The 25454-nt window shown below is 63.0% G+C and carries 32 protein-coding genes and 1 pseudogene; 14 read left to right on the top strand and 19 right to left on the bottom strand.

Annotated elements, in window-relative coordinates; genetic code table 11:
• The first annotated feature begins 5 nt into the window (after positions 1–5).
• Genes coxB through ACVISU_RS33215 form a run of 4 tightly spaced genes read left to right on the top strand, consistent with a single transcriptional unit; the run spans position 6 to position 3457 of the window.
• Entirely contained in the window at positions 6–944 is a 939-nt protein-coding gene (coxB, locus tag ACVISU_RS33230; RefSeq protein WP_456709744.1) for a cytochrome c oxidase subunit II, read from the top strand.
• Positions 941–2548: a cytochrome c oxidase subunit I gene (gene ctaD / locus ACVISU_RS33225; protein ID WP_456709743.1), complete on the top strand. Its 1608-nt coding sequence runs from the start codon at positions 941–943 to the stop codon at positions 2546–2548. Before coxB ends, ctaD begins: the two co-directional genes overlap by 4 nt.
• Positions 2541–3185, top strand: a complete 645-nt coding sequence (locus ACVISU_RS33220; RefSeq protein ID WP_456709742.1) for a cytochrome c oxidase subunit 3 — start codon at positions 2541–2543, stop codon at positions 3183–3185. Before ctaD ends, ACVISU_RS33220 begins: the two co-directional genes overlap by 8 nt.
• Entirely contained in the window at positions 3182–3457 is a 276-nt protein-coding gene (locus tag ACVISU_RS33215; RefSeq protein WP_050405160.1) for a cytochrome C oxidase subunit IV family protein, read from the top strand. Before ACVISU_RS33220 ends, ACVISU_RS33215 begins: the two co-directional genes overlap by 4 nt.
• Before the next feature lie 36 nt (positions 3458–3493).
• Here the strand turns inward: ACVISU_RS33215 and ACVISU_RS33210 are convergent, their stop codons facing one another.
• Positions 3494–3853: a phosphatase PAP2 family protein gene (locus tag ACVISU_RS33210; RefSeq protein ID WP_456710960.1), complete on the bottom strand. Its 360-nt coding sequence runs from the start codon at positions 3851–3853 to the stop codon at positions 3494–3496.
• Between the two features lie 373 nt (positions 3854–4226).
• Here ACVISU_RS33210 and ACVISU_RS33205 point away from each other — a divergent pair, with 373 nt between their 5' ends.
• The 5 genes from ACVISU_RS33205 to ACVISU_RS33185 all read left to right on the top strand — a co-directional run bounded on the left by ACVISU_RS33205 (position 4227) and on the right by ACVISU_RS33185 (position 8333).
• Positions 4227–4715: a YciE/YciF ferroxidase family protein gene (locus ACVISU_RS33205; protein ID WP_456709741.1), complete on the top strand. Its 489-nt coding sequence runs from the start codon at positions 4227–4229 to the stop codon at positions 4713–4715.
• 11 nt (positions 4716–4726) lie between these two features.
• Positions 4727–5263 carry a DUF4142 domain-containing protein gene (locus tag ACVISU_RS33200; protein WP_456709740.1) on the top strand — a complete coding sequence of 179 codons (537 nt, stop codon included), beginning with the start codon at positions 4727–4729 and terminating at the stop codon, positions 5261–5263.
• A gap of 249 nt (positions 5264–5512) precedes the next feature.
• A complete protein-coding gene (locus tag ACVISU_RS33195) occupies positions 5513–7300 on the top strand; it encodes a thiamine pyrophosphate-requiring protein (RefSeq protein ID WP_456709739.1) in 1788 nt (595 codons plus the stop codon).
• Between the two features lie 36 nt (positions 7301–7336).
• Positions 7337–8089 (top strand): DUF72 domain-containing protein, encoded by a 753-nt coding sequence (locus ACVISU_RS33190; RefSeq protein ID WP_456709738.1) that lies wholly within the window; start codon positions 7337–7339, stop codon positions 8087–8089.
• A 22-nt stretch (positions 8090–8111) separates the two neighbouring features.
• Entirely contained in the window at positions 8112–8333 is a 222-nt protein-coding gene (locus ACVISU_RS33185; RefSeq protein ID WP_456709737.1) for a CBS domain-containing protein, read from the top strand.
• Between the two features lie 229 nt (positions 8334–8562).
• Here ACVISU_RS33185 and ACVISU_RS33180 read toward each other — a convergent pair whose 3' ends face one another.
• From ACVISU_RS33180 to ACVISU_RS33160, 5 genes are all read right to left on the bottom strand, one after another.
• Complete coding sequence (locus ACVISU_RS33180) at positions 8563–8775, bottom strand: hypothetical protein (protein WP_050405321.1); 213 nt, start codon at positions 8773–8775, stop codon at positions 8563–8565.
• 34 nt (positions 8776–8809) lie between these two features.
• A complete protein-coding gene (locus ACVISU_RS33175) occupies positions 8810–8959 on the bottom strand; it encodes a hypothetical protein (RefSeq protein WP_456709736.1) in 150 nt (49 codons plus the stop codon).
• Between the two features lie 49 nt (positions 8960–9008).
• Positions 9009–9203 carry a hypothetical protein gene (locus ACVISU_RS33170; protein ID WP_083992090.1) on the bottom strand — a complete coding sequence of 65 codons (195 nt, stop codon included), beginning with the start codon at positions 9201–9203 and terminating at the stop codon, positions 9009–9011.
• 110 nt (positions 9204–9313) lie between these two features.
• Positions 9314–10606, bottom strand: a complete 1293-nt coding sequence (locus ACVISU_RS33165) for a PQQ-dependent sugar dehydrogenase (protein ID WP_456710959.1) — start codon at positions 10604–10606, stop codon at positions 9314–9316.
• Positions 10607–10656: 50 nt separating this feature from the next.
• Positions 10657–11130, bottom strand: a complete 474-nt coding sequence (locus ACVISU_RS33160; protein WP_456709735.1) for a DUF2231 domain-containing protein — start codon at positions 11128–11130, stop codon at positions 10657–10659.
• A gap of 152 nt (positions 11131–11282) precedes the next feature.
• Here ACVISU_RS33160 and ACVISU_RS33155 point away from each other — a divergent pair, with 152 nt between their 5' ends.
• A complete protein-coding gene (locus ACVISU_RS33155; protein ID WP_456709734.1) occupies positions 11283–11429 on the top strand; it encodes a hypothetical protein in 147 nt (48 codons plus the stop codon).
• A 39-nt stretch (positions 11430–11468) separates the two neighbouring features.
• Here the strand turns inward: ACVISU_RS33155 and ACVISU_RS33150 are convergent, their stop codons facing one another.
• Genes ACVISU_RS33150 through ACVISU_RS33140 form a run of 3 tightly spaced genes read right to left on the bottom strand, consistent with a single transcriptional unit; the run spans position 11469 to position 12656 of the window.
• A complete protein-coding gene (locus ACVISU_RS33150) occupies positions 11469–11798 on the bottom strand; it encodes a four-helix bundle copper-binding protein (RefSeq protein WP_456709733.1) in 330 nt (109 codons plus the stop codon).
• 7 nt (positions 11799–11805) lie between these two features.
• Entirely contained in the window at positions 11806–12366 is a 561-nt protein-coding gene (locus ACVISU_RS33145; protein ID WP_050405152.1) for a type 1 glutamine amidotransferase domain-containing protein, read from the bottom strand.
• A gap of 50 nt (positions 12367–12416) precedes the next feature.
• Complete coding sequence (locus tag ACVISU_RS33140; RefSeq protein ID WP_172803561.1) at positions 12417–12656, bottom strand: hypothetical protein; 240 nt, start codon at positions 12654–12656, stop codon at positions 12417–12419.
• Positions 12657–12759: 103 nt separating this feature from the next.
• Between ACVISU_RS33140 and ACVISU_RS33135 the strand changes: the two genes are divergently transcribed.
• Positions 12760–13971, top strand: a complete 1212-nt coding sequence (locus ACVISU_RS33135) for an MFS transporter (RefSeq protein WP_456709732.1) — start codon at positions 12760–12762, stop codon at positions 13969–13971.
• A gap of 25 nt (positions 13972–13996) precedes the next feature.
• Here the strand turns inward: ACVISU_RS33135 and ACVISU_RS33130 are convergent, their stop codons facing one another.
• The 9 genes and pseudogenes from ACVISU_RS33130 to ACVISU_RS33090 all read right to left on the bottom strand — a co-directional run bounded on the left by ACVISU_RS33130 (position 13997) and on the right by ACVISU_RS33090 (position 23381).
• Positions 13997–15082, bottom strand: coding sequence for a YihY/virulence factor BrkB family protein (locus tag ACVISU_RS33130; RefSeq protein WP_456709731.1), 1086 nt, complete (start codon positions 15080–15082; stop codon positions 13997–13999).
• A gap of 2 nt (positions 15083–15084) precedes the next feature.
• Positions 15085–15612, bottom strand: a complete 528-nt coding sequence (locus ACVISU_RS33125; RefSeq protein WP_050405319.1) for a phage holin family protein — start codon at positions 15610–15612, stop codon at positions 15085–15087.
• 122 nt (positions 15613–15734) lie between these two features.
• Positions 15735–16178: a hypothetical protein gene (locus ACVISU_RS33120; RefSeq protein WP_456709730.1), complete on the bottom strand. Its 444-nt coding sequence runs from the start codon at positions 16176–16178 to the stop codon at positions 15735–15737.
• A 4-nt stretch (positions 16179–16182) separates the two neighbouring features.
• Positions 16183–16404, bottom strand: a complete 222-nt coding sequence (locus ACVISU_RS33115; protein ID WP_456709729.1) for a hypothetical protein — start codon at positions 16402–16404, stop codon at positions 16183–16185.
• Positions 16405–16434: 30 nt separating this feature from the next.
• A complete protein-coding gene (locus ACVISU_RS33110; RefSeq protein WP_456710958.1) occupies positions 16435–17283 on the bottom strand; it encodes a hypothetical protein in 849 nt (282 codons plus the stop codon).
• A gap of 626 nt (positions 17284–17909) precedes the next feature.
• A complete protein-coding gene (locus ACVISU_RS33105) occupies positions 17910–18656 on the bottom strand; it encodes a Crp/Fnr family transcriptional regulator (protein WP_456709728.1) in 747 nt (248 codons plus the stop codon).
• 1 nt (position 18657) lies between these two features.
• Positions 18658–21815 (bottom strand): annotated as a pseudogene (locus tag ACVISU_RS33100) (CheR family methyltransferase).
• Between the two features lie 286 nt (positions 21816–22101).
• Positions 22102–22371 (bottom strand): hypothetical protein, encoded by a 270-nt coding sequence (locus ACVISU_RS33095; protein ID WP_456709727.1) that lies wholly within the window; start codon positions 22369–22371, stop codon positions 22102–22104.
• A complete protein-coding gene (locus tag ACVISU_RS33090; protein WP_456709726.1) occupies positions 22371–23381 on the bottom strand; it encodes a chemotaxis protein CheB in 1011 nt (336 codons plus the stop codon). Before ACVISU_RS33090 ends, ACVISU_RS33095 begins: the two co-directional genes overlap by 1 nt.
• On the opposite strand from ACVISU_RS33090, the gene ACVISU_RS33085 reads away from it, so the two are divergent.
• The 3 genes from ACVISU_RS33085 (at position 23356) to ACVISU_RS33075 (ending at position 24451) form a co-directional block, all read left to right on the top strand.
• Positions 23356–23877, top strand: coding sequence for a hypothetical protein (locus ACVISU_RS33085; RefSeq protein WP_456709725.1), 522 nt, complete (start codon positions 23356–23358; stop codon positions 23875–23877). The two genes, ACVISU_RS33090 and ACVISU_RS33085, sit on opposite strands and share 26 nt — an antisense overlap.
• 113 nt (positions 23878–23990) lie before the next feature.
• Positions 23991–24161 carry a hypothetical protein gene (locus ACVISU_RS33080; protein WP_456709724.1) on the top strand — a complete coding sequence of 57 codons (171 nt, stop codon included), beginning with the start codon at positions 23991–23993 and terminating at the stop codon, positions 24159–24161.
• Positions 24162–24259: 98 nt separating this feature from the next.
• Positions 24260–24451, top strand: coding sequence for a hypothetical protein (locus ACVISU_RS33075; protein ID WP_456709723.1), 192 nt, complete (start codon positions 24260–24262; stop codon positions 24449–24451).
• A 756-nt stretch (positions 24452–25207) separates the two neighbouring features.
• Here the strand turns inward: ACVISU_RS33075 and ACVISU_RS33070 are convergent.
• Positions 25208–25417: a hypothetical protein gene (locus tag ACVISU_RS33070; RefSeq protein ID WP_456709722.1), complete on the bottom strand. Its 210-nt coding sequence runs from the start codon at positions 25415–25417 to the stop codon at positions 25208–25210.
• Positions 25418–25454: the final 37 nt, after the last annotated feature.

Genomic DNA, 25454 nt, shown 5'->3' with positions numbered 1-25454 from the left:
TGAGCATGTGGCGCCAATGGATTCCGTTCTGGCACCCCGGCGTGTCTCCGGAAGGCGGCGACGTCGATCTGCTGTTTGCCGGTCTCTTGATCGCCAGTGCGCTCGTGCTGGGACTGCTGTTCTTCCTGCTGGCGCTGTTCTGCGTGCGCTACCGCGCCGGCAATGAGATTGACCGCGAGAACGACGAGGCCAAGAGCTGGTACTGGGAGGTCAGCTGGACCACAGCCTCGTTGCTCTGCTTTCTCGCGCTGTTCGTCTGGGGGGCCAGCGTTTACTTTGAAATCTACCGCCGGCCACCCGATGAGCTGACCGCTTTCGTCGTTGCCAAGCAGTGGATGTGGAAGGTCCAGCACTCCGGCGGTCAATCCGAGATCAATGCATTGCATATGCCGGTCGACCGTCCGATCCGCCTGGTGATGGCTTCGCAGGACGTCATTCATAGCTTCTTCATTCCCGCACTCCGACTGAAGCACGACGTCGTTCCCGGCCGCTACCAGGACCTCGAGATCACGGCCCAGAGGATCGGGCATTATCACCTCTTCTGCGCCGAATATTGCGGCACCGCGCATTCCGGAATGACCGGCGAGGTCGTGGTGATGGAGCAAGCCGATTTCGCCGCCTGGCTCAGCCAGCAGACGCCCACAAGCTCTCTCGCAGACGAAGGCGGCGCGTTGTTTCGGCAGCTCGGGTGCAGCGGCTGTCACAGCGCGGGCAGCAAGATCCATGCTCCGCAGCTGGAAGGGGTCTACGGACGCCCGGTGCCGCTGTCCGACGGCAGCACCGTGATCGCCGACGACAAATATATCCGCGATTCCATCCTGCTGCCCCGCAGCCAGATCGCCGCGGGCTACGAGCCGCTGATGCCGTCCTTCGAGGGCAAGGTCACCGAGGATCAGCTGCTGCGCCTGGTCCTCTACATCAAATCGCTGGGTCGACAGCCATGACCGAACCCAACTATCTTACCGCCGACTACACGCTTCGTTCGTGGTTCTTCACCACCGACCACAAGCGGATCGCGATCCTCTATTTCGCCAGTCTCACGATGTTCTTCTTCATCGGCGGCGCGGCGGCGACCGCGATGCGGATCGAGCTCGCAACGCCGCAGGCCGATCTCGTCAGCGACGACATCTACAACCGCCTGTTCACCATGCACGGCATCATCATGGTGTGGTTCTTCCTGATCCCCTCGATCCCCAACACGCTCGGCAACTTCATCGTGCCGCTGATGATCGGCGCCCGCGATCTTGCCTTCCCGCGGCTCAACCTCATGAGCTGGTACATCTTCATGCTGGGTGGCAGCGTGACGCTGTTTGCAATCCTGGCCGGCGGCATCGACACCGGCTGGACCTTCTACACCCCATTCTCGACGCTCTATTCCAACAGCTACGTCATGGTCGCCGCCGCCGGCGTGTTCATTGCTGGATTCTCGTCGATCCTGACCGGACTGAACTTCATCGTCACCATTCATCGGCTGCGCGCGCCGGGACTGACCTGGTATCGGCTGCCGCTGTTCCTGTGGTCGCTCTACGCGACGTCGGTAATCCTCGTCCTCGCCACCCCGGTGCTGGCGATCACGCTGGTGCTGATCGCGGTCGAACGCTTCTTCGGCGTCGGCTTCTTCGATCCGCGCATCGGCGGTGATCCGCTGCTGTTCCAGCACTTGTTCTGGTTCTACTCGCACCCGGCGGTCTACATCATGATCCTGCCCGGCATGGGCGTGATCAACGAGCTGGTCTCATGTTTCTCCCGCAATCAGGTGTTCGGCTACAAATTCGTGGCCTGGGCAAGCCTTGCGATCGCGGCGCTCGGCTTCCTGGTCTGGGGCCACCACATGTTCGTGACCGGACAATCCCTGCTCGCGAGCCTCGTGTTCTCCTTCATGAGCTTCGTCGTCGCGGTGCCCTCGGCGATCAAGGTGTTCAACTGGACTGCCACGCTGCACAAAGGCTCGTTGCGGTTCGACGCGCCGATGCTGTATGCGCTGGCCTTCATCGGGCTGTTCACGATCGGCGGGCTCACCGGCCTGTTCCTCGCCTGCCTGGCCTTCGACGTGCACGCCACCGATACCTATTTCGTGGTTGCACATTTCCACTACATCATGGTCGGCGGCATGGTGACCGCCTATTTCGGCGGGCTGCACTATTGGTGGCCGAAGATCACAGGCCGGCTTTATTCGGAATACTGGGCGAGAGCCGCCGCAATTCTGATCTTCCTCGGCTTCAATCTGACCTTCTTCCCGCAATTCGTGCTCGGCGCCGAGGGCATGCCGCGGCGCTACCACGTCTATCCGCCCGAATTCCAGGTCTGGAACGTGCTGTCTTCGGGCGGCGCCACCATCCTGGCTGCCGCCTACCTGCTGCCGCTGTTCTACCTCGGCTATTCCGTGTTCTTCGGCGCACGTGCCCCCGCCAACCCGTGGGACGCACCGGGACTCGAATGGCAGACATCGTCACCGCCGCCCGAGCACAATTTCGATGTCCAGCCGGTCGTGACACGCGCGCCTTATCAATATTCTCGCAAGTTCGAGGCGAAGCCGCAGAATGCCTGACAGCCCCGCGGTCGCCCCGCAATTCACCTCAGCCAGCCATCGCGACGAGACGGCCGAGCTCGGCATGTGGGTCTTCATCGCGACCGAGGTGCTGCTGTTCGGCGGGCTGCTGCTCGCCTATTTCGTCTACCGGCACGCCTATCCGCAGGGTTTCGTCACCGGTAGCCGGCACACCGAGATCGTGATCGGAACGGCCAACACCGCGATCCTGCTCACCTCGAGTTTCCTGGTCGCCTGGGCCGTCGAGATATTCTCCGCGGAAACGCGGCGGCTGACGGCCGGTTTGCTCACCGGCGCGATCTGCCTCGGGCTTGCCTTCATCCTGCTGAAGGGCATCGAGTATCACCGCGAATATGACGAGCATCTCGTGCCGGGCATCGATTTTCGTTTCACCGGCAGCCTCGCCAACGGCGTCCAGCTGTTCTTCATCTTCTACTTCATCGCAACCGCGATCCATGCCCTTCACATGATCATCGGGATTGGCCTGTTAGCGGTCCTGGCGCTGCTTTGCCGCGCCGCCCCTTCGACCCGGCGCCGCGCTGCACTGCACAGCGTGGCGCTGTACTGGCACTTCGTCGATATCGTCTGGATCTTCCTGTTCGCGTTGATCTACCTGCCGGGGAGATCGGCCCCATGACGCAATCCCGCCCCTCACTCCAGCTCGTCGCGGCCTGGCTCGGCTTGCTCGGCCTGCTCGCGCTGACCGTGACGATGGCCTATGCGCCGCTCGGAGCGGCGAACGCCGTCGTGGCGATCGGGATCGGCATCACCAAGGCGGCCCTGGTCGCCGCGATCTTCATGGAACTGCGATATCGGGATGCCCTGACATTGCTGTTCGCCGGTGCCGGTTTATTCTGGCTAGGCATCCTGCTCTGGCTCGGCTTGATGGACTTCCTGACCCGGACGTGAGGCAGCTCATGGCTCCAAAGCACCATATCGGGCGCGTTAGACTGACTCGCCCGCACCGTAGCCGGTCGCGCACCGGATCAGCCGCTCGAGCACCACCCCAATCGCCGATCCCACGATGACGTCGCTGGCCCAGTGCGCGAGCAACAGCACGCGGGTCGATATCAGACAAGCGCTCAGAGCCCGGATGATCCTGCGCTCGCCCTCGGGAAGCTGGCTCGCCGCGGAGCTGATGGCGCCGACCTGAATTGCGTGTCCGGACGGAAATGAGTCCTCCGCCCTGCCGGAGGTTGGAACGCCGTGCAGCTGCCCAAGGACGGTGAGCCGATCCGGCCGCTCCTGGTTGAATACCGATTTGAGCAGATGCGGGACAGCCAATGCGGCCAAAGCCGTGACCAGAAGATGATCGCTCGCCAGACGCTGCGGGTCCGGCTTGCCGCGGCACCACAGCCACCACCTCAGCGCCAGGGCGAGACGACATGCTCGTCAGCCGCCCATGTCAGGATCGAGGCAGCGCGCTCGGTCGGCGGCGTTGTATTGCCGCGAGATAACGCGCGCGATGGCAATATCCGGCTTCGTCGGCCGCACCGTGATCGGCATGGACGCCCTTGATTGGAACGATGGCGGCAAACGGATACGCCGACGCTTCGTTCCTTGCGAGCCTTGCGTCAAAGCGCGCAGTCGTCCGTCCACGCACGAACCGTGGCTGTAGGAACGACGCTGCAGGATGCCTGTTGTGGGTACAGATCAACCCGCACTCACGGAGCGACCGATGCCGGAGAAAGACCTCAGCGCCCTCTTCCTCGACACCCTCAAGGACATCTACTACGCCGAAAAGCAGATCCTCAAGGCGCTGCCGGGCATGGCCAAAGCCGCCGAATCCGACGATTTGCGCGCAGCTTTCGAGAAGCACCACGATGAGACCGAAGGACAGATCGAGCGGCTCGAGCAGGTCTTCGATCTGATGGGCAAGCCGGCCCGCGGCAAGAAGTGCGATGCGATCGAGGGCATCCTCGAGGAAGGCAAGGAGATCATGGAGGAGTACGCTGACACGCCGGCGCTCGATGCGGGCCTGCTGTCGGCGGCTCAGGCGGTGGAGCATTATGAAATAGCCCGTTACGGCACACTGAAGGCATGGGCCACCAAGCTCAGCATGAAGGATGCCGTCAAGCTCATCGACCAGACGCTGGCCGAGGAAAAGAAGACCGACGAGACGCTCACCAAGCTCGCCGTCAGTGCTATCAACGCCGAAGCGGCCTGAGGAGACGCGCGATGAAGCGAACTATCTTGGCTATTGCCATCGGTTGCGGGCTGACGATGCCCGCCATGGCCCAATCGGTCGGTGAGAAGACCGGTGTCAACTCCGTGCTCGGCGTCGCGCCCAAGACGGAAGATTTCATCAAGGAAGTGGCCTTGAGTGACATGCTGGAGATCGAAGCGGCCAAAATTGCCCAGCAAAAGGGCAATACTGCCGAGAAGAAGTTCGCCGAACAGATGGTGACAGACCATACCAAGACCAGTACCGAGTTGAAGGCAATGGTCACCGGCGAGATGAGGTCCGCGTTGCCGGCCGGTCTCGACGACAAGTCGCAGAAAAAGCTCGACGTGCTGCGCGACACCAAGGCGGACGATTTCGCCAGCGAGTATGATCCGATGCAGGTCAGCGCTCATAAGGACGCGGTCTCGCTGTTCGAACGTTATGCCAAGGGCGGTGACGATCCGAAGCTGAAGGATTGGGCCGGCAAGACCTTGCCGGCCCTTCAGCATCATCTCGCAATGGCGCAGGACTTGGACAAGAACCGGAAGTAGTCGCCGATCTGGTCGCTGGCGGCATCGCCTGGAACGAACGGCGCGATCACGGATTGCCTTGCTATTCCGGCTTCATGAGGCAGTTTGGCGTCGGCCTGCTGTCGAGCCTCACCAACACGGCCATTCCTTCGCAGTCGTCGCGCTGATCTTCGGCCTGGTCTACGGGCGCTGAAGCCGGGCTTTCTCGGATAGGAACAGCCGGCCGGCGGAGCCGTTCAATTCCGAACGTCAGTGCCTAGGTAGGTCCGCATGTCCCAGACCGTCAGCGATTTCATCGTCCATCGCCTGCACGATTGGGGCGTGCGGCATATCTTCGGCTACCCCGGCGACGGCATTAATGGCGTGTTCGGTGCGCTCAATCGAGCAGACGGCCGGATCGAGTTCATCCAGGCGCGGCACGAGGAGATGGCCGCGTTCATGGCCTCGGCTTATGCGAAATTCTCCGGGCGCCTCGGCGTATGCATTGCGACATCCGGGCCAGGGGCATCACATCTCACGACCGGTCTCTATGACGCGCTGCTGGATCACCAACCGGTCCTCGCGCTGGTCGGTCAGCAGGCGCGTAACGCGCTTGGCGGCCAATATCAGCAGGAGCTCGACCTTGTCTCGATGTTCAAGGACGTAGCCGGGGCCTATGTCGCGCAGGCCTCTGCGCCTGCTCAGGTCCGCCATCTGATCGACCGCGCGGCGCGCATCGCGTTGGCCCGGCGTACCGTGACGGCGGTCATCCTTCCGAACGACCTTCAAGAGGAGGCTTACCGGGATCCGCCGCGCGCCCATGGCACGCTGCGCTCCGGCATCGGTTACGCCCCGCCGCGCGTCATCCCGCTTGAGGCCGAGCTCGACCGCGCCGCCGATATCCTCAATGCCGGAAAGAAGGTTGCCATGCTGGTCGGCGCCGGCGCACTCGGCGCTACCGACGAGGTCATCGCGGTTGCGGAGCGGCTGCAAGCGGGCTGCGCCAAGGCACTGCTTGGCAAGGCCGTGCTCCCCGACGATCTTCCCTGGGTCACTGGCTCGATCGGACTTTTGGGCACCGAGCCAAGCTACGACCTGATGATGGAATGCGACACGCTGCTAATTGTCGGCTCCGCTTTCCCCTACTCCGAGTTCCTGCCCAAGGAAGGCAGCGCCCGCGGCGTTCAGATCGACATCGATGCCGGGATGCTGTCGATCCGCTTCCCGATGGAAGTTGGCCTTGTCGGCGATGCCACCGAAACTCTACGCGCCTTGCTGCCGCGGCTGACGCAAAAGAACCCGGACGGCTGGCGCAAGTCGATCGAGGGAAATGTCCGCGAATGGTGGACGACGCTTGAGGACCGCGCGCGGCAACCCGCCAAGCCGGTCAATCCGCAGCGCGTCACGTGGGAGCTGTCGCCCCGGATCCCCGATCGCGCCATCATCACCAGCGACTCTGGCTCCTGCGCCAACTGGTTCGCGCGCGATCTCAAGATGCGGCGTGGCATCAACGCTTCGCTGTCGGGCGGCCTGGCCTCAATGGGAGCCGCAGTCCCCTATGCGATCGCCGCCAAATATGCGGCGCCCGACCGTCCAGTGATCGCGCTGGTCGGGGACGGCGCGATGCAAATGAACAACATGGCCGAATTGATCACGGTCGCGAAATACTGGCGGCAGTGGAAAGACCACCGCTGGATCGTTTGCGTGTTCAACAATGAAGATCTCAATCAGGTCACCTGGGAGCAACGGATCATCAATGCCGATCCGAAGTTCGAGGCGTCGCAGCGCATCCCTGATGTCTCCTATTCCCACTTTGCCGAGATGATCGGCCTGTGCGGCATCTATGTCGATCGACCCGATCTCGTCGGACTAGCCTGGGAGCAGGCCCTGGCGAGCGATGTGCCTGTGGTGCTGGAGGTGAAGACCGATCCCGAGGTCCCGCCACTCCCGCCGCACATCACGCTGGAGCAAGCCAAGAACTTCTCCATTGCATTGGCCAAGGGCGATCCTAACGAGGTTGGCGTGATCCGCGGTGCCGCTCGGCAAGTCCTGGAAACGATCCTTCCGGGCAAGGAGTGAGGCGGGCCACTGAGGCACCGACGCTCGGAGCATCGCATGGCACGCATCTTGATCGGCACATCCGGCTGGCACTATCCGTCCTGGCGCGGTCCGTTCTTTCCGAAGGGACTGCCGCTGAAGCGACAGCTCGATTACTACGCGACGCAGTTCACAACCACGGAGCTGAACGGCGTGTTCTATCGCACGCCGACGAAAAAGGCGGTGGCGGGCTGGCGGGATGCGACCGATAGGGATTTCGTCTTCGCCTGGAAGGCGTCGAGATTTATCACACATTGGAAGCGCCTCTCCGAACGCTCGGTCAATAGTCTTGAACTGCTCGAAGACCGTCTGTCGCTGCTGCGTGGCAAGGCCGGTCCGATTCTGTTCCAGCTGCCGCCGAACTTTGCGATCGACGCCAATCGTCTGGCGTCGTTCCTCAAGCTGTTGAAACGCCGGCGGCGATATGCCTTCGAATTTCGTCATCCTAGCTGGTACGAGCCGCGCATCCTGAAGCTGCTGGCGACACGCAACATCGCGCTCTGCATTTCCGACCATCACGATGCCCCGGCCCCCTGGAAACGGACTGCCGATTTCGCCTATGTGCGCGGCCATGGTCCGGGAGGCCGCTACAGCGGGCACTACAAGCCGGGCGAGCTCTCACACTGGGCGAAGCGCATCCGCGGCTGGAAACGGCAGGGATACGACGTCTATGTCTATTTCGACAACGACCAGAAAAGTGCGGCGCCGGCTGATGCCAGGAGGCTCTGCGACATGCTTGCCTCCGCGCTTCCGCGCCGGCCGGCGCAATAGGAACGAACAGTTCCACCCCGCATTGGCCGCAGAAGTGAAATACTGCTTTGAGGATCAGGAGATCGAGGACATCGCGCAGAACATGGGAGCGATCCAGGTCCGCCGCCTGCCCGTGCTTAACCGGGACAAGCGCCTCGTCGGCATTATCGCGCTTGGCGATATTGCTCGGGTGCAAGCGAACGACGGCATTGGCATGGCACTGAGCCAGATCTCACGCCCGACTACCCAGCACGCGCAACTTTGAACATTCGTGGCTTCGCTCCGCGCGCCCTCGCTCGCGGAGCGGGGTCCACCAAGGCAGGCCAATGGCCGAGTACGTCTCGTGGTTTCTGATCGCCGGCGGATTTGCCACGCTGATCGTCATAGCGCTGCTCTGGCGCGCTAATTATGTCAGTTCGGACGAGGCGGCTTATGCGTCCTGGACTGGATCCTGCTGGTTGCGAGAGCGCACAGCGCCGAGCTTAGCGCAACGATCAGCTTGCCCGCTTGGTCAGGGCAGCCTCGCCCTCTTCGCGTCCGGGCACGCTGACATGGACCTCATGTCCCATTCTGATCGCCAGTGCCGCGGCGGCTGCCGCGGATTCGAACGCGGCCTCCTTGGTGGCGTATCCGCCATTGACATTGCCGTCGTGCAGAACGCCCCATTCTTCGCCGGCCGCAATCACCGCGTACTGTGCCAAGCCCATGATGTCCTCCTCAATCAAACCGCTGCGTTACGTCTCATTCCGCTCGTATCTCTCCCGGACAACCTTGTCGGCGGTCTGAACTGACCGCCGGTTGCGGAAGCGATGTTGCAGCACTGCGAAGAATCAGGGCGGTCAGCAGCACGAGCGCTCCGACGCCGTAGATGATTTCCAGACCCATATCCATTGGTCTCGCTCCTGGTCACGATCCTCGAGCCCAGCCGTCATACTGCCGATTAGTGCGTGTTCGACTCATGCCAGTTTTCCAGATCCGGCTTCTCATCCCCGGGATGCTTGTTGCCCCCAGAGCGCTTCTCATGTCCGGCGCGCTGCTCCTTTTCGGGATTACCCTTCCAAGGCTTGTCGGTTTGCGCGTGGGAGCCCCAGTCGCTGGAGCGGCCGGAATCCGGCGTCACGGGTTTTCTGTTCATGTCGATCTCCTCAAGACCAGAAGCGCCGATAAGGCTAGGAGTTCCTAAAACGACAGTTCCTCAAGGCCTGCCCGCGACCGATTGCTCGTGATGCGAGGACTCGCGGACGGTCAGGGTCTGCCCGATGCGCTCACGCGCCACACAGTGTTGCCGACATCGTCCGCAATGAGCAGCGCGCCGGATTTGTCGAACGCCAGACCCACCGGCCGGCCGCGGGATTTCTCCTCGTCATTGAGAAATCCGGTCACGACGTCCTGCGCAGGTCCATTTGGATGGCCGTCGGCGAAGGGCACGTAGACCACCTTGTAGCCATTGAGTTGCGGCCGGTTCCAGCTGCCGTGCTCGCCGACGAAGGCGCCACCCCGGTACGTCGAAGGCAGGCTGTCCCCGGTGGAGAAGGCAAGCCCCAGCGGCGCGACGTGCGAGCTCAACGCATAATCCGGAACGGTGGCCTTCGCGACAAGGTCCGGCCGTTGCGGCTGCACCCGCGGATCGACATTCTGACCGAAATAGCTGTACGGCCAGCCGTAAAAGCCGCCGTCCTTCACCGACGTCAGATAGTCCGGCACGAGATTCGGACCGATCTCGTCCCGTTCATTGACGACGGTCCATAGCGCGTGGCTCTGCGGTTCGAAGGTCAGACCGTTGGGATTGCGCAGACCGCTGGCAAAGATCCGCCAGCGGCCTGTGGCACGCTCGACCTCGAGGATTGCCGCGCGATTTTTTTCCGCCTCGATCCCATTCTCGGTGATGTTGCTGTTGGAGCCGACGCCGACATAGAGCAATGCACCGTCCGGGCTTGCCACCAGGCTCTTGGTCCAGTGGTGATCGATCGGCCCGCCCGGAAGCTGCGTCAGCGTCTGCCCCGGCTCGGTGATCTTGGTATCGCCCTCGTGATACGGATATCGGACGATCGCATCGGTGTTCGCGACGTATAGATCGTTGCCGACCAAGGCGACGCCGAATGGCGAATGAAGGTGATCGATAAAGACGCTCTGCATCTCCGGCTTGCCGGCGCCTTTGGCGCCGCGCAGCAACGTGATACGATTGCTCTCGCCGGTATCGCCGCCGGACGTCGCCCACGACTCCACCCATTTCATGATGAAGTCCTTCGGCCGCTTGATCGGCTCGGTTCCCGGCGCCTTGGACTCGACGACCAGGATGTCGCCGTTCGGAAGCACATAGAGCGAGCGCGGGTGCTGCAGACCAGTCACGAGCGCATTGATCTGCAAGCTATCGGGCACCTTGGGCTTCTCGCCCTGCTTCCAACCGACGACCGAGGCAACGTGCATCGGCGGCAGCAGATATTGCTCCAGCGCCGGCAGGTCAGGACGTGCACCGATCTGGGTCTTCGGGTCGGGTGCCGCCTCCTTGCTACAGCCACCAAGGCCCAACCCGGCCATCAGCGCCGCCGCCAGCGCAATTTGGGTGGTGTTTGTCAGATTGAACCGCATTAGCCCGCCACTCCGACCCGATGATGATAGACCATGGCCCAACCGAGCCAACCCGTGAACAGCATCACGAGGACGGTCAGCGCTGACAGCACCAGCCCGGTCGGCACCACCGAGGTCCAGGCATCACGGCTGTGGACGAACGCGTTGAACAGCGCGAGCAGCATCACGACCACGTTGCCGACCATGTGAAACCAGGCATAGGCCAGTCGGCGGATCAATCGATTGCTCAGGAAGTCGATCAGGCCGGCCATCGCGGCAAGGCCACCCATGATCAGCCCCGCGAACAACAGCCAGGCCGAAAAGTTGGCCCACTGCATCTCAGCTGTTTGCCAGTACGCAATGTCGGTCACCAGCGCGCCGACAAAGCAGGCGATCGGAAACGGCACTAGCATAGGATGGATGGGGTGCGTGCCTATCCTTGCCGTCGAGGCCGGATTGACCGAATGCGCGGTGACTACTGTGACGTCTTGCATCTGCGCAGCTCCGAAACAGGTCCAACGGCACGTTCGGAACGAGGTTCCTAAGTACGCCGCACTGCCCCCGGGCTGCGATAGGAACCAAGCAGCATCGGCAGCGTCGGGATAGAGCTTCTTCGTGCAGGACACCAACATGGCAGGACACCAACATGGTCAGAGAAGGTCCCGCTGAACCGGCACCGCCGAGCATCGCCGAGACGACGCAAGCAAGACAGGCGCGTCCCTACGGCATGATCGTCACCTCGGCTATCATTGCGCTGGCGATCATCACCCTCGTCTACGTTTTGATGAGATAGACGACAGCTGCCAGGATTCCAGGCAGGAACGGCCGGTGGTCAAGCCGCCATTTTCCGGCAGGATTCCGCGCACGCCCGGCACATGGCAACGCATTCGTCCATGCCGCCAAGGCGCTCACAATCCGCGGCACATTCACTGCAGATCTCGGCGCATTCGCGGCACGTATGCTTGTGGTGCGGCGTGTTGATCAGCATAAAGTGAGCTGCCGTCCGGCATATCTCCGCGCACGCCATCATCAGGCGGAAATGTGCAGGTTCGACATGCTTGCCTCCGCTAACGAGGCAATGGTTCATCGCGGTGGCAAGACACGTCTTGTAACAGGACAAGCAGGTCTCGATGCATCGGTTCATTTCCTGCGAGAATGCCATGATCACCTCACGCCGCGCTGCGCCGCGTATGACGCCCTTCCTTCACTTCCTCGATGATCTTGGCGCTGAAGGCCTCGAGATCTCCTGGATTTCGGGAGGTCACGACGCCTTGATCCACCACGACCTCGGCATCCTGCCAGGTCGCGCCGGCATTCACGACATCGGTCTTGATCGATTTGTAGGAGGTCATCTTGCGCCCGTTGGCGATGCCGGTCTCGATCAGCAGCCAAGGGGCGTGACAGACCGCGGCGACAATCTTCTTGGCATCGAAGATATCCTTGATGAACTTCAGCGCCTTGGGTTCGACACGCAGGAGGTCTGGATTGATCTGTCCGCCCGGCAGGACGATCGCCTCGTAATCGGCGGCCACGGCTTGATCGAGCGTCTTGTCGACCTTGACGGGACGCCCCCAATCCTTCTTGTCCCATCCCCTGATCTCGCCGGCGGCGATAGACACGATTTCGACCGTTGCGCCGGCCTTGATCAGGCGATCCCGCGGCACTTCGAGCTCCGACTGTTCAAAGCCATGCGTTGCGAGGATGGCGATCTTCTTGCCGTTCAAATCCATGAGCTGCTCCGTTGAGAGTTTTCTGCCAGTTCATGATCAGCGCGCAGCAGCTAGTGACCGTTGTGCGATGACTCGAACAACGCCCCGGTCAGCAACCGCCGCAAGTAGCATAGCCCGTCAAAAGTCAGCCTGGTTTCCCTGACCTCGCCCTTGGCGACCTGCTCCTCGAGGAACGTCTCGAGTTCGGGAAGCGCACGATCGAACTTGTCTGCGATGCCCGTCAGCTCGCAGGTTTCCTTGACGCGCGCGATCGGTGTTTCCAGCACGGTGATCTGAACCATTTGGCTCAAGTGTGCGTGCTGTCGTTGGTTCCTACGCAAGTTGCCGCATGTTCGGTTGCGGAAATTATCAAGCCGCAATGTGTCATTCGGCGGCTATGCGCGTTCATGGAACATGCACCGCCGCAAAGCACGAACTTCCGCTCCCTCGGCACGCCTGTGGCCGCTGCTTGCCGTCAACTTCTTCATGGCGGACATGCAATCGGGAATCGGACCGTTCGTCGGGATATTCCTGCAGCTGCATGGCTGGAGCAGCGGGCTGATCGGGACTGCAATGACCCTCGGCAGTGTCGCCGGCATGCTGATTACGACCCCGATCGGCGGCTGCATCGACACCACGAGCCACAAGCGAGCATGGGTGATCGTGCCCGGCATCGCGGTCGTCGTGGCATCCACCACCATCCTTTTGTCGCAAACATTCTGGGCTGTGGCCCTGTCCCAGGTTGCGACGTCGATCGCAGGTGCGGCCATCGTTCCGGCGGTCACCGGCATCACGCTCGGCATCGTCAAGCAGCGCGGCTTCAACCGACAGAACGGCCGCAACCAGGCCTTTAATCATGCCGGAAACATGATCGGCGCGGCGGCATCCGGCTATCTCGGCTGGCACTACGGCTACCTGGCAGTGTTCCTGCTCGCCGCGCTGTTTGGCGCAATCACGATCGCCTGCGTCCTGATGATCACGCCCGGCAGCATCGACTACCACGCGGCCCGCGGTAAGGAGGAAGACCCGGAAAGCCAGCCCAGCGGCTTCACGGTGCTGGTCAAGCACAGACCGCTGCTGGTGCTTGCAATTGCGCTTGCCGCTTTCCATCTCGGCAATGCGGCCATCGTGCCGCTCTACGGCCTTGCTGCGGTCGCCGGCGGGCTTGCCGACGGTCCGAGCTTCGTCGCAACAACCATCGTCATCGCCCAGGCGGTGATGATCCTGGCGTCGATCGCCGGCATGCACGCAGCCGAGCGCCGCAACTACTGGATCGTCCTGCTGCTGTCGTTCCTGGCCCTGCCGGTGCGCGGCGTGCTTGCCTTCTTTCTTTCCGGCTGGTGGGGCGTGGTGCCGGTGCAAATCCTCGACGGCGTCGGAGCCGGACTGCAAAGCGTCGCGGTCCCGGGAATGGTGGCGCGATCGCTGAACGGAACCGGCCGCATCAATCTTGGGCAAGGCGCGGTCATTACGATCCAGGGCATCGGCGCTTCGCTCAGCCCTGCGCTTGGCGGCTGGGTCGCGCAATGGCTCGGCTATGGCCCGGCCTTCCTGGTGCTCGGCGGACTGGGCCTGCTGTCGGTCGTAATCTGGATCGCCTTCCGGCCGACGGTGCAGCAGTACTAAGGTGATTTTCGCGGCATAGATCGAGCTATGATACCTTGCCGACCGTATCCGCCATCCTCGCGCCGCGCGCTCCGAGCGGCTTGCGGCGCCCCTCGGTCGAATCGATCACGGTCTGATGCTCGATCTCCGAGTTCAGTTCGGCCCCGCACAGCACGATAATGGCGGACATCCACATCCAGGTCATCAGGCCGATGGCGGCCCCCAGCGAGCCGTAGGTCGCGTTGTAGTTCCCGAAATTCGCCAGATACCAGGACAGCAGCGACGAGCCGATCAGCCATAGAGCGGCCGCGGCGACCGCGCCGACGCTGAGCCATTGCCAGCGCGGCTCGGTTCGGCTGGGACCATAGCGGTAAAGCACCGCAAGCGCGGTGAGAAGCAGCAGCACCAGGATCGGCCACCGGCCGAGACCGATGATGAGTTCGGCCCGCGAGCCCAAGCCAACCTGCTGCAGCAAAAGCGGGACGACGACGACCGCTCCGACCATCAGCATGATCGAAATCAGGGCGGCGATCGTGAACAAGAGCGACATCAAATTGAGTTTGATGAAGCCGCGCTTCTCTTTCTCCTCATAGACGACGTTGAGCGCATCGAAGATCGCCTTCATGCCGGCATTGGCGCTCCAGATCGCGATCAGCAGGCCGATCGCAAAGGTCAGGCCGAGTGTCGAAGTGCCCTTTGCCAAGACGCGGGCGATCTGGTCCTGGACGACGGCAAATGAACCTTCCGGCAACATCAAAGCCAGGCTTTGCAGATTGGACGAGATCGTCGACGGATCGGCGAACAGGCCGTAGCTCGAGACCAGTGCGGTGATGGCCGGAAAGATCGCCAGCAAGCCGTAGAACACGACACCGGCAGCGGTCGCGAGCAACCGGTCCTCGTCGATCTGCTGATAGGTTCGCAGCAGAATGTCCTTCCAGCCGGCGGCCGGAATTTGCAGCGGCGTGTCAGCCAGCCGCCCGCGATCCTGCGCTTCGGCTAGCGGGGGCTCGGCGTCGATCCCACGTTCGGCCGGCATCTCCGATCGAGACACATGCCGATAGACAGCCAAGGTCGCTAGCGCCGTTGCACCGGCGAGCATCAGGTCGTTCGGCCAACTGGAGCGCGGAGCCATCGCTAGTCCTGGACGGTGTCGGGCCGGCGCCGGAAACGCGATGCGGCGAACCAGCCGATCAGCAGGACGGCAGCGCCTGCGGCCAGTGCCTGGGTCTTGGGATCGACGCCCGCCGCCGCTCCCGACCGGGAAACCGCGATCAGGCGCGCCGCGACCGGCACTGCGATCGACCGCTTGAGCATGTCGGCCTGCCGGGTTGGGCGCGGCACTTCCGGTGCCGGACGCGCCAGCAGTGCACGACCCGCCACAAGTCCCGCGAGCCCGAGGACAAGAAACGTGCCGCCGACCACAGCGTACGCAATCCAGATGTCGTAACGTACCTCAAGAGCATGAAAGGCCGCGCCGACCGCGATCCCGATCGCAATCAGCAGCGAGATCGCACCGACCAGCATGACCCCACACGCCACCGCGTAGCCGGTCACAAGACGCCCGATCCACTGCCGCAAGTCCCCGAGATAGGAGTGGACTATCTGGCTCAGCGACGGCGATCGGGTCGGGGCGCCCATGGCGATATCCTTGGTGGTACTCATTGCAAGTTCGGCAACCGACAACCCGGCAGGATCAGCGACGTTCCCTACCCCGCCAGCGCGATGGCTCGGGCCGGCCGCAAGGACAATCGCGTTCCCGATCGCTTGTGCACAGGACGAACGCTCTACCGAACCGGACGATGACTTGCGCGGGGTGGAAGGGTGCTCGGGAATGGCTGCGCCACCATGAGCGTCGCGCGCTCGTTGGTTTCCAGCGCGATCTTCTGGGCCAGCATCACGTCGCCGGGCACCAGAGAACCGACAGGGCGGAAACACCAACCGAGCACAACGCGATCCCGGCCATCCATCTCGTAGACGTTGGTCGATGTCCCGTAGCAAATCCGATAGCGCTTGCCCGAGTCCGAGCCGACGACGTCGAAGCGCCTGTACCTCTCGAATTGCGATCGCTGCTCCGGTGAGAGCCATGCGGACAACAGCGCAATTCCACGCGCTTCGATCCGCTCATAGGCCTGCCAGCGCTCCCAGATCGCGACCGCGGTCGCCCATAGCGCGCTGCCGGCGCGCCGAAACACAGACGACAGCGACACCTCGGGCAGACGGGCCGTCACGGCGTCAACCGCCGACCAGCCTGGGATAGAACAGGGTTTCCTCGGCGGCCGGATCAAGCGCGCGAACCAGAGCGGCTTCGCCGGAGGACCTCCGCACAGCGGCGGTATAGCCGTCCGCCGTCAGTTCAGCGAAACGTGCATTGGCCCAAGCGAGCTGCTCGCCATCATTCGGGTCGAACTGCTGCCTCGTGTCGCCGGTGTAATCCATCACCAAGATCGTGGCCATTATTGTCTCCTTGAAGGACGTTCAACTGCTTCAGACGATCGGCACGGCGGTCGTCGGCCTGCCACCCATCCATTCCGGCAGCGCGGCACCGTCGCGATGGCGGCCACCCGCACAGGCCGCGGCCCACGCAGCGACCGCGCCGAACAACAACGCTGCCGCAACCGAGAACGCCAGGATCACCGCGCTGCGCCGCGAGCGCTGGATGGCGATCCTGGCATCGCCGATCACGCTGTCGACGCGCTTCTCCGCCTCGGCGGCGGCCAGACCGGTGGTGGCGGCGACCTGCTGGATCAGATAGCTGTGATCTTCGGGGCTGATACCGCTGTGGCTCGAGGTGGTCAGCAGGATGCGGCCGGCTTCCGCCCGCTCGTAACCAACATCGATGTTGGCCGGGCGTCGTGTGGAGCGATACAGACGGTCGAGTTCTGCGCTCAAGAGCGGCTCGGCGGCCGTCGCTGTTGGCCGCGTCTGCAGCACCGGGCGCGCGGTCGACATGCCCACCAGCGCGACCATTGCTGCTCCCAGGATGACAGCGAGAGCCCAAGCTGTCAGGCCATGAAGCCCGTCACGGCTTTCCATCATATCGACCGGTGTCGCGCCGATCACGCGTTGCGCCCTGCCGGCGATGTAGCCGCCCGCGCCAAAGCTCACCAGCGCCTGCAAGATCAAATACAGCCCGGACAGCAGCGCCAGTGCGGCCGATGCGTCACGCCATGATGGCGAACTCGAGCTCACGCCCAGGCCGATTGCAGCGCCAAAGCCGATCAAAATCGCCGTTAGCGCCGCCGCGGTGAGCGCGCCGGCAATCACCGGGCTCCACTGCAGCCAAAGGCCGGTCCTGTTGGCGGCAGATACGGCAACCCCTTGCTCGCTATCCATGGTGCGCCCTACCGCAGCCCGAAGAATGACAATATCGCGAGAATAACCACGATCAGTCCCACCAGATAAATCAGCTGGTTCATGCAAGCCTCCTCCGCTCACTTCGTGCTGACAATCTGTCCGAGGAGGCAAAGTTCCTACGCGGATCGGCAGCTCTCCAGCGGCGAGAAGCTCGCTTCGGGAGGCCTTCTTAGCGATAGAGCTCTATTGATCGAGTGCACGATCGGCGCCCGCTGCGCACACCGATTGACGAAAGAGAGCCCCGGCTCACGGATTGCGAGCCCCGGGTTCGAGTGGAGTTCTCGTAGTTCAGCCGATGTCCCTTCGGGGCCACATGCCTGGGATGGCGCGCAACGCGGCGCGGCCGGCCCGTCTGAGCTCTTCAATGGACGAATGTCCCTCGCGAACCGCCCGTAGCAGGCCCGATGCCACATCAGTCCGCCGTGCCGTGTCGGAACGTGGAATGTCGCCGCAGACCTCGTCGAGCACCGCGCGAAGCACTGCCGCGGTCGCACCGTCGAGCATGGCGTCCTCCCCTACCTCGTCTTGGACGGGTACTGTAATGCAAGGGAGCCTGGCGCGACTTCAAATATGTTAAGGCTGGAAACGGAATTCGCAGAGAGCGCCTAGCCGCGCCGTTTGGTGTGCAAATAGTCGGCCGAGAACAGTGCAGTATCCTCGAGGACCTTCAGATCGGTAATCGTCAAGGTGCGATCGCGCAGCACAATCAGTCCGGAGGCGCGCAGCTCCTGCAACGTCCTGTTGACATGGACCACGGACAGGCCGGTGGCATCGGCCAGGTCCATTTGCGTAATCGGGAACAGACAGGAGCCATCCTCGATCATGTCGACCGGAAGCAGCCGCTCATAGAGTTCGCACAACGAGTGCGCGACTCGTTCCAGCGCCACGCGCCGGCCGATATTGACGGTCCATTCGCGCTGGATCGCACTGTTCACCATGGTTTCGCACCACATGGCTTCCGCCAGCGAACGATCGCTTGCCAGCAGCTGCTCGAACGCCCCGCGCGCGATCACGGCATAAGTGACCGGTGTGAGCGCACCGATCGAGTGATCCATCACCGACAGCAGATAGACGCAGGCATCGCAGCAATCGCCCGGCAAAACAAAATTGACGATCTGGCGCCGGCCATCCTCCAGCGTCTTGTAGCGGGCGAGCCAGCCCGACAGGATGATCCTCACGCTGTCGATCGGATCGCCCTCGCTGACGAGGTCTTCGCCCGGGCGGGCACGCTGCAGCCCGTCCTGGATCGCCTGCTGCAGAAGCGCGATCCCCCGCTCGGACAATCGGCGCAAGGCGCTGAGCCGCCGGATCACCGGTTGCGCCAGATTCCTCTCGAGCATCGGGGAATGCATCTCAACTCCCCATGCTCGGCGTATGGATGGCCTCCGGGCTCATCGGTATCGCGATCGTGCAGTGAAGTCCCGACGGATTGAAATCGAGTGTGCTCTTGGCCTTGAACTCGAACGCCAGCGTCCGCTCCAGCAGCTCTGATCCGAATCCCCTGCGGCTCGGTGGCGTCACCGCGGGGCCGCCCCGCTCGCGCCAATCGAACACCAGCTGCCGCGTGTCGGCCGCATCGTCGATGCGCCAGGACACCTCGATCCGTCCGGCCATCTGGCTGAGCGCGCCATATTTCAGGGCGTTGGTCGCAAGCTCGTGGATCGCCAACGCGAACGTCTCTGCCGCCATGGGCTGCAGGCGGATCTTAGGGCCCGAGACCCTCAGTTGCTCGCCCTCCCGCGCGTTATAGGCCAGCAATTCCTCGACCACGAGGAATTCCAGGTCGACGCCGCCTTCCGGATCGCGCGTCACCAGCGACTGCGTTCGCGCAAAGGCGTTGAGACGGCCATCAAGATGCGATGCGTAGTCCTGGTCTCGGCCGAGCGCCGGGCGATCGAACGCACCACGCCGAGCGTGTTGCGGACGCGGTGCTGCAGCTCGGCGAGCAGCAGCCGCTGCCGTTCCTCCGCTCGCGTGATCGCAGTGACATCGATGAAGGTGATCACGACGCCGGCAATGAAATTGTCGATGCTCCGGTAAGGCAGGATGCGCACGATGTAGCGGGTGCCGCTGTCGGGCGCGGTCAGCTCGCGTTCGGCGCTCGCCAATGTCCGAAGCACGCGCCGGACGTCATCATAGAGCTCCTCGATGGGGATGCGCGCCTTGATATGCGCGATCGGACGGCCGACATCGGTCTCGACCAGATGCAGCAATTGCGTGATCGCGGGGGTGAAGTTCATTACTTTGAGGTCGTTGTCCAGGAACACGGTTGCGATCTGGGTGCTCTCGAGGAAATTCTTCAGGTCGCTGGTGGCTCGGGTCAGTTCCTGCACGCGGTGTGCCAGCTCGCCGTTGACCGTGGTCAGCTCTTCGTTGACCGACTGCAATTCCTCGCGCGAGGTCTCCAGCTCCTCGTTGGCCGACTGCAGCTCCTCATTGAGCGACTGGTATTCCTCGTTGGAGGACTTCAGCTCCTCGTTGGTGCTTTCGAGCTCCTCGATGGTGGCTTGCAGACGCTCGCGGGTGGCCCGCAGTTCGCTCTCCAGCCGCTCCACATGCTCGGTCCGGACCAGGACGTCGCGATTGTTCTCGGGATGGTCGACGGGACGGATCGGGCCATCCTTGAAGAGAACCACGAAATTGCGGTGTCCCGCGGGCGCGTCCGGAATCGGCTCGACCGTGATATCGACCAGCACGCGATGCCCATTGACCCCGAGCTGCACCTGCTCGGCATGCGCGGCCTCATTAATCTCCGCAGCCCGGCTCAGTGCGGTGCGCAGCTCGAGCCTGAGGTCGCGATGAACGAGTTGCAGCAGGTCGAGCGTCGCCGTGCCCGCCGTCGGCTCGATGTAGCGGCCGGTGCGGCCGGAGAAGTGCAGAATGTGGAAACTCTCGTCGGTAATCACATAGGCCGGCGCATAGCGCTCTGCGAGCCGTTGTGCGCGCCGCTCGAGGCCGACATCGGGGCCCATGGAGCGCACCGGCGGGATGTCGACGGCGGCTCGCCCGGCTGCCGTGGTGATCGGGAATTCGGGCGGAAGCCGCGTCCCGGTCTCGAGCTTCTTGAAAATGCGCGCGCGGCGGTCGACCGGCGCGAATAGCTTCGGATGCCGCGTGACGTTCTCGGAGTTGCCAAGAAAAAGGAAGCGATCCGGCAGGAGCGCGAAGTGAAACAGCGGAATGACACGGTTCTGCAATTCGGCATTGAGATAGATGAGGAGATTGCGGCACGACACCAGGTCGAGCTTGGAGAACGGTGCGTCCTTGATCACGTTGTGCTGCGAGAAGATGCACATTTCGCGCAGTTCCTTGACCACGCAATAGGTGTCGCCCTCGCGCACGAACCAGCGCGCGAGCCGCTCCGGCGTCATGTCGTTTTCGATGCTGGTGCGATAACGCCCGACCCGCGCGGTGGCGAGGGCCCGCCCGTCGATATCGGTCGCGAAGATCTGCACCTGAGGCACGGAATCGAGGCTCGCCATATGCTCACGCAGCAGGATGCCGATCGAGTAGGCCTCCTCCCCCGTGGCGCAACCGAGCACCCAGACCCGCACCTGCTGGCCCGTGCCTTTGCCTTCGAATAGCTTCGGGACGATCTGCGTTTCCAGAACATCGAACTCCTTCTTGTCCCGGAAAAACTCGGTGACACCGATCAGGAGGTCGTTGAAGAGATGCTGCGCCTCGTCCTTATCGTTCCTCAGGAAATCGACGTAGGCGGATATGTCGTCGATCTGCACCACTTGCATTCGGCGCTGGACGCGGCGCAGGAAGGTGTTCTGCTTGTAGCCGTGGAAGTCATTGCCGGTCTTGTTGCGCAGGATGTCGGCAATGCGGGCGAGCGAACTGGCGGCCGCCGCCAGCACCTCGTCGAACCCCTGTTTCTCCTCGAGCCGGCGCAAGTGGCGGGCATAAACGTCGATATGCTCTGGAATGTCCTCGGGCGGCAGCACAAAGTCCGCGATCGCGACGGCCGAATTGCCTTCCTCGTGCGGGTCGGACTGGCCGTCCCCGATGCGCTCAGCAATCGCCAGACCACCGTGGTCCTTCAGCGTTGCAACCCCGAGGGTGCCATCCCCGCCCGTGCCGGCCAGCACGACGCCGATCGATTGCTCGGCATGTTCCTCCGCCAGGGTCACCAGGAAGCTGTCGATGGTCGCTCGCTCGCCGCGCGCTTGCTCGGCGCGCCGGACAGCGAAACGGTCGCCATGGATGGTGGTGATCATATCGGAGGGGCAAACATGGATCGCGCCCCCCTCGGCGACCTGACCATCCGTGATCTCGAGCAGTTTGGCGCCTTCCGATCGCTGCAGCGCGGCACGCAACCGGGCGTCCTCGATGCCATCCCGATACTGCATGATCAGAACGATGGCCTGGTCCGGGGTGAGCCTGAGCCTGGAGAAAAACCGCTCGATGCTATCCAGGGCGCCTGCGGACGCGCCCACACCGATGATCAGCGGCGCCTTGGACTGACGCTCTTCGTCTCTGCTTTTGGGTTGGCCAACGTCATCCATGATTGCAGCGGCTCTCACTCTTTTGCTGGCGCCTCGCCGGCTCCCCGTAGATAGCAGAGTTTGCTGCTACCCAATGGAATAAGTAGGAATTCTCCAATGCCTTGGAAACTTCGACGATGGCACGCCTCCGGCTCGCCCGCGACCGCCATCCGGGACCGAACGCCCGAGCCCAAACGCACCCCCGGTCAGCAACGAAAATGATCGATCGCGGCGACGGTTCCTTCGGCTGCCTTACCAGAAGTGCGAATTCAGGACGGCTTCGCATCCGGTCCCGGCTCCAGAGCGGCTAGTGGGACGTCAACTGATCCTCGAGGTAGGCTACCCGCTGCACGATCAGCGTCCGGTGCCGCTCCCACTCGACGAGGGTTCGCTTGAGCAGGTTGACCAGACGTTCGGCCTGCTCGGTGTCGTGGCCTGCCTGCTGCAGCCAATCCAGCAGCTCCTGCTGATTGCGGACGCGTCTCCAGCCCTCCTCGACGTCGATCTCCGCTTTTGCCAGGAGCGCGCGTTCGGACTGCAACTGTTGGGCCCAGCTCGCATGCTCAGCGCTGGCCATCACCGTTCCTTCCGCGCCGGTCGCTTCGGATCGAGCGATTGTAGCACGACCTGGCGGATCATATCGGCATATTCACGATATTCAGCGGCGCGCGCATCGTACATCTGCGCGACCGCGGGGCGACCGCTTTGGCGGCCATCCTCGGCCATCCGGTGCACCAGTTCGGCACGCTCCTCGATGATGCGCAGGGCGACCCGAAGCGCCTCGTCGATCCGGCTCTCCTGCTCCTTGGCGAGTGCGTCTGCGGTATAAGCGTGGCCGACCTGACAGCGAAACCGCAGTGGGTGTCCCATCCTCAGGACCGACAGGACGCCACCACATCCCGGACAGGTCAGTGGCGCGGGATCCGCAATGTCGACCAGGGTATCGCTGCCGATGCGTTCGCCCGCGGCGATCTTCACCTCCAGCACGATCTCCGGCGGGATCGGCAGGACTGCGCCTGGACGCTCGTGGACCAGATCCGAAAGCACGTCGCCAAGCCGCACGCCCGGGATGCAGAGATCGACCGTGGTCGCTTCCAGGGCCCGTAGTGGCATCTCGTCGGAAATGGCGTCCTGCGGGTCCTGGACCAGCGCGATCCCGCCGCAGCGCTTGACGGCATTCAGACCTGCCGCCCCGTCTGACAACAGCCCGCTCAGCACCACGCCGATCACGCGTGGCCCGTAGTGGAGAGCGGCCGAGCGGAACAACGGGTCGATGGCGGGCCGCGCCAAGTTCTCGCGCGGACCGCGGCCGAGCATCAGATGGCCGTCCTGGATCAGGAGATGGTTGTCCGGCGCCGCCAGATAGACGTGGCCGTTCTCGATCACCATGCCGCTTTCCGCCTGCCGGACCGGCAGCTTGCCGGCCGCGCTGGCGACCGTCGAGAGAATGCCGATGCCGTGAGCCGGGATGTGCAAGACGATGAAGATCGCAGCCGGAAGATCCCGCGGCAGCCGGCCGAGTATGGCCTTCAGCGGTGCTGTCGCTCCGGCCGAGCCGCCGATGACGATGATGTCGCGGTTGGCCATGGAACTAGCCTTTCCAACATTGTTTGCAACAAGGCAGGCTTTCGTCCTATGTTCCAATTTCGCTGTGGTTGCACGCCGAAGCGTGGCCGGGGTCGATATGTCTGATTTGGTCGCCAATTTGCACGAGCGTGCGCTTCTGACCGGACGTCGCGTCCTGATCGTTGAAGACGAGTATTTCCTCGCCGACGACATGAGCAGTGCGCTCCGGTCACTCGGTGCAGACATCGTCGGCCCTGCCGGCGACATCGACGATGCGCTTCGCATCGTAAACGATGGCGGTGTGATCGACGGCGCCGTGCTCGACGTGAATATCCGCAAGCAGATGATCTATCCCGTCGCACGCGAGCTGAAGGCGCGCGGCATACCGATCCTGTTCACCTCGGGATACGACAGGATCGTGATCAATAGTGAGTTCGCAGACGTCCCGCTGTGGGAAAAACCGCTCGACCATCGCGCAATGGCGCGAGGCCTGGCTGGCATGATCCTGCGCGCCTGAACGCCGCGAGCGTCCGGTGCCGGAAATCCAGCGGGCGCTTTGCAAATGTTAGTGCGGACGCTTGCAAGGCGGCTCACGATGCCCGCGTCACGATATCGGACGGGGGATGGGTCATGACCGAGATCGAAAGACGTATCGAGCAACTGGAGCAGACGGCCTCGGAGCGGGCGCTGGTAGCGGACCTCTCAACCGTGAGCGAGACCCGCCTCCGCAATGCACAAATGGCTGACGAGTTACGCCTCGTCGCAGCGCAACTGCGGGCCTTGAGGCTCAACATCAGCTAAGGTCGATCACGGGCGAGTTGATCTGTCCGATGCATCCTCCTCTATGAAGGACAGCGATGCTGCACGATTCAACCGGCGAGATTGCGAAATGTCAGCTATTGGCCGACGATGCCGACCAACGCGCCGCAACGTCGGGCGACGAAACCTCCCGCAAGGATTACGAACTGCTGGCGCGATCCTGGCGAAGGTTGGCGCTTAGCTATCAATTCGCTTCGCATCTCGAAGGCTTCCTGGACACCGACAAGAAATTGCTTCGGCGGATCCGGGCAACCGGTCCCAAACGGCCCTGACGCGGGCGGCGACGCGTCTCGACCCGTGCACCCCACTGTCGGTGGCGGCCGGATCGCGAATTCCGCCCTCTCCCGCTGATCGGACGTCCAACGCCGGATTGGTCCGCCGATGCGGTGTCGGGAAAAGGCGGCAGCCTTTTCAAACGCGATTCATCCTTGTGATTCCAGGAACTCGCGTCCACGCCTATCCTGCAAACGCTGGGCAGGATTTTCATTAAGATATTTTTTCTAGCCTAGAGGGTCCGCCCGATTGTCGGCACTGGCGGGGCGCGACGACGGAATGAAGGACGGCCCCAGCTTGCCCCTCTCGCTGGGGCCGATCCATTTTTGACGCCGACGAATTAGGGCACCCGTGCTGACATGCATACTTAAATGCCCTCGGCAGGACCGAGGCGCAGACTGCCTAGATGTTCAGATTGGAAAAAATGGACGGCCTGGACCGCGGCTTCCTGAGCATCGCGGGATTATCGTTTCTCGCGCTCATCGTCGGCGTCAGCTGTCTTCTTATCGGTTAGGAACTGGCCACGCACGGCGCCAGTTGTCACAGGTTCGAGGGCTGGCCCTGCCGGTAGCTCTTGGACAGCACAGTGCAAGAGCGGCCTCAGCCTGTGCCCCCTCGCTGGGGCCGCTTCTTCCGGTCTTCGCCGTTCTCACTTGTTAGGTCATTGTGCAACGGGCCCGCGAACAGCAGCGAAACAGAGCGACGCCACGCCGCTAACATCGGCGAGGCCGAGGTGTCTACTCTCTGAAGCCGATTTACGACACGGACTCAAATTCGGCTGAGCCCGGACGTTGCGCCTCGCCGCAAGAAGTCTCTTTGCACCGTTGGCCGCCAAGGAACGTTCCGGGCTGGCACTCTCTGAGGATCTCCAGCGAGCGGGCGATGACGAGCCGGGCATGATCGACAATAGCCGCATCGCGCGCGGCCAAGTTACGGACGGCAGAAATCGGATTGGCTGGCGCCATGGCGCGCTCCCTCTGCTTTGCAGGCGGGAGCGCTCGT

The sequence above is a fragment of the Bradyrhizobium sp. USDA 4452 genome (assembly GCF_054063575.1).
The sequence above is the reverse complement of the archived record's forward strand: the minus strand, read 5'-3'. Positions and strand labels throughout refer to the sequence as shown.

Excerpts from the sequence above, each read along its gene's own strand:
- ACVISU_RS33095 (WP_456709727.1), bottom strand. The coding sequence starts at position 22,371 with ATGGCCAGCGCTGAGCATGCGAGCTGGGCCCAACAGTTGCAGTCCGAA.
- ACVISU_RS33130 (WP_456709731.1), bottom strand. The coding sequence starts at position 15,082 with ATGGCTCCGCGCTCCAGTTGGCCGAACGACCTGATGCTCGCCGGTGCA.
- ACVISU_RS33200 (WP_456709740.1), top strand. The coding sequence starts at position 4,727 with ATGAAGCGAACTATCTTGGCTATTGCCATCGGTTGCGGGCTGACGATG.
- ACVISU_RS33190 (WP_456709738.1), top strand. The coding sequence starts at position 7,337 with ATGGCACGCATCTTGATCGGCACATCCGGCTGGCACTATCCGTCCTGG.
- ACVISU_RS33165 (WP_456710959.1), bottom strand. The coding sequence starts at position 10,606 with ATGGCCGGGTTGGGCCTTGGTGGCTGTAGCAAGGAGGCGGCACCCGAC.
- ACVISU_RS33105 (WP_456709728.1), bottom strand. The coding sequence starts at position 18,656 with ATGCATTCCCCGATGCTCGAGAGGAATCTGGCGCAACCGGTGATCCGG.
- ACVISU_RS33205 (WP_456709741.1), top strand. The coding sequence starts at position 4,227 with ATGCCGGAGAAAGACCTCAGCGCCCTCTTCCTCGACACCCTCAAGGAC.
- ACVISU_RS33085 (WP_456709725.1), top strand. The coding sequence starts at position 23,356 with ATGACGATGATGTCGCGGTTGGCCATGGAACTAGCCTTTCCAACATTG.
- ACVISU_RS33070 (WP_456709722.1), bottom strand. The coding sequence starts at position 25,417 with ATGGCGCCAGCCAATCCGATTTCTGCCGTCCGTAACTTGGCCGCGCGC.
- coxB (WP_456709744.1), top strand. The coding sequence starts at position 6 with ATGTGGCGCCAATGGATTCCGTTCTGGCACCCCGGCGTGTCTCCGGAA.
- ACVISU_RS33135 (WP_456709732.1), top strand. The coding sequence starts at position 12,760 with ATGCACCGCCGCAAAGCACGAACTTCCGCTCCCTCGGCACGCCTGTGG.
- ACVISU_RS33090 (WP_456709726.1), bottom strand. The coding sequence starts at position 23,381 with ATGGCCAACCGCGACATCATCGTCATCGGCGGCTCGGCCGGAGCGACA.
- ACVISU_RS33145 (WP_050405152.1), bottom strand. The coding sequence starts at position 12,366 with ATGGATTTGAACGGCAAGAAGATCGCCATCCTCGCAACGCATGGCTTT.
- ACVISU_RS33160 (WP_456709735.1), bottom strand. The coding sequence starts at position 11,130 with ATGCAAGACGTCACAGTAGTCACCGCGCATTCGGTCAATCCGGCCTCG.
- ACVISU_RS33175 (WP_456709736.1), bottom strand. The coding sequence starts at position 8,959 with ATGGATATGGGTCTGGAAATCATCTACGGCGTCGGAGCGCTCGTGCTG.
- ACVISU_RS33195 (WP_456709739.1), top strand. The coding sequence starts at position 5,513 with ATGTCCCAGACCGTCAGCGATTTCATCGTCCATCGCCTGCACGATTGG.
- ctaD (WP_456709743.1), top strand. The coding sequence starts at position 941 with ATGACCGAACCCAACTATCTTACCGCCGACTACACGCTTCGTTCGTGG.
- ACVISU_RS33155 (WP_456709734.1), top strand. The coding sequence starts at position 11,283 with ATGGTCAGAGAAGGTCCCGCTGAACCGGCACCGCCGAGCATCGCCGAG.
- ACVISU_RS33125 (WP_050405319.1), bottom strand. The coding sequence starts at position 15,612 with ATGAGTACCACCAAGGATATCGCCATGGGCGCCCCGACCCGATCGCCG.
- ACVISU_RS33115 (WP_456709729.1), bottom strand. The coding sequence starts at position 16,404 with ATGGCCACGATCTTGGTGATGGATTACACCGGCGACACGAGGCAGCAG.
- ACVISU_RS33215 (WP_050405160.1), top strand. The coding sequence starts at position 3,182 with ATGACGCAATCCCGCCCCTCACTCCAGCTCGTCGCGGCCTGGCTCGGC.
- ACVISU_RS33110 (WP_456710958.1), bottom strand. The coding sequence starts at position 17,283 with ATGGATAGCGAGCAAGGGGTTGCCGTATCTGCCGCCAACAGGACCGGC.
- ACVISU_RS33180 (WP_050405321.1), bottom strand. The coding sequence starts at position 8,775 with ATGGGCTTGGCACAGTACGCGGTGATTGCGGCCGGCGAAGAATGGGGC.
- ACVISU_RS33220 (WP_456709742.1), top strand. The coding sequence starts at position 2,541 with ATGCCTGACAGCCCCGCGGTCGCCCCGCAATTCACCTCAGCCAGCCAT.
- ACVISU_RS33080 (WP_456709724.1), top strand. The coding sequence starts at position 23,991 with ATGACCGAGATCGAAAGACGTATCGAGCAACTGGAGCAGACGGCCTCG.
- ACVISU_RS33170 (WP_083992090.1), bottom strand. The coding sequence starts at position 9,203 with ATGAACAGAAAACCCGTGACGCCGGATTCCGGCCGCTCCAGCGACTGG.
- ACVISU_RS33150 (WP_456709733.1), bottom strand. The coding sequence starts at position 11,798 with ATGGCATTCTCGCAGGAAATGAACCGATGCATCGAGACCTGCTTGTCC.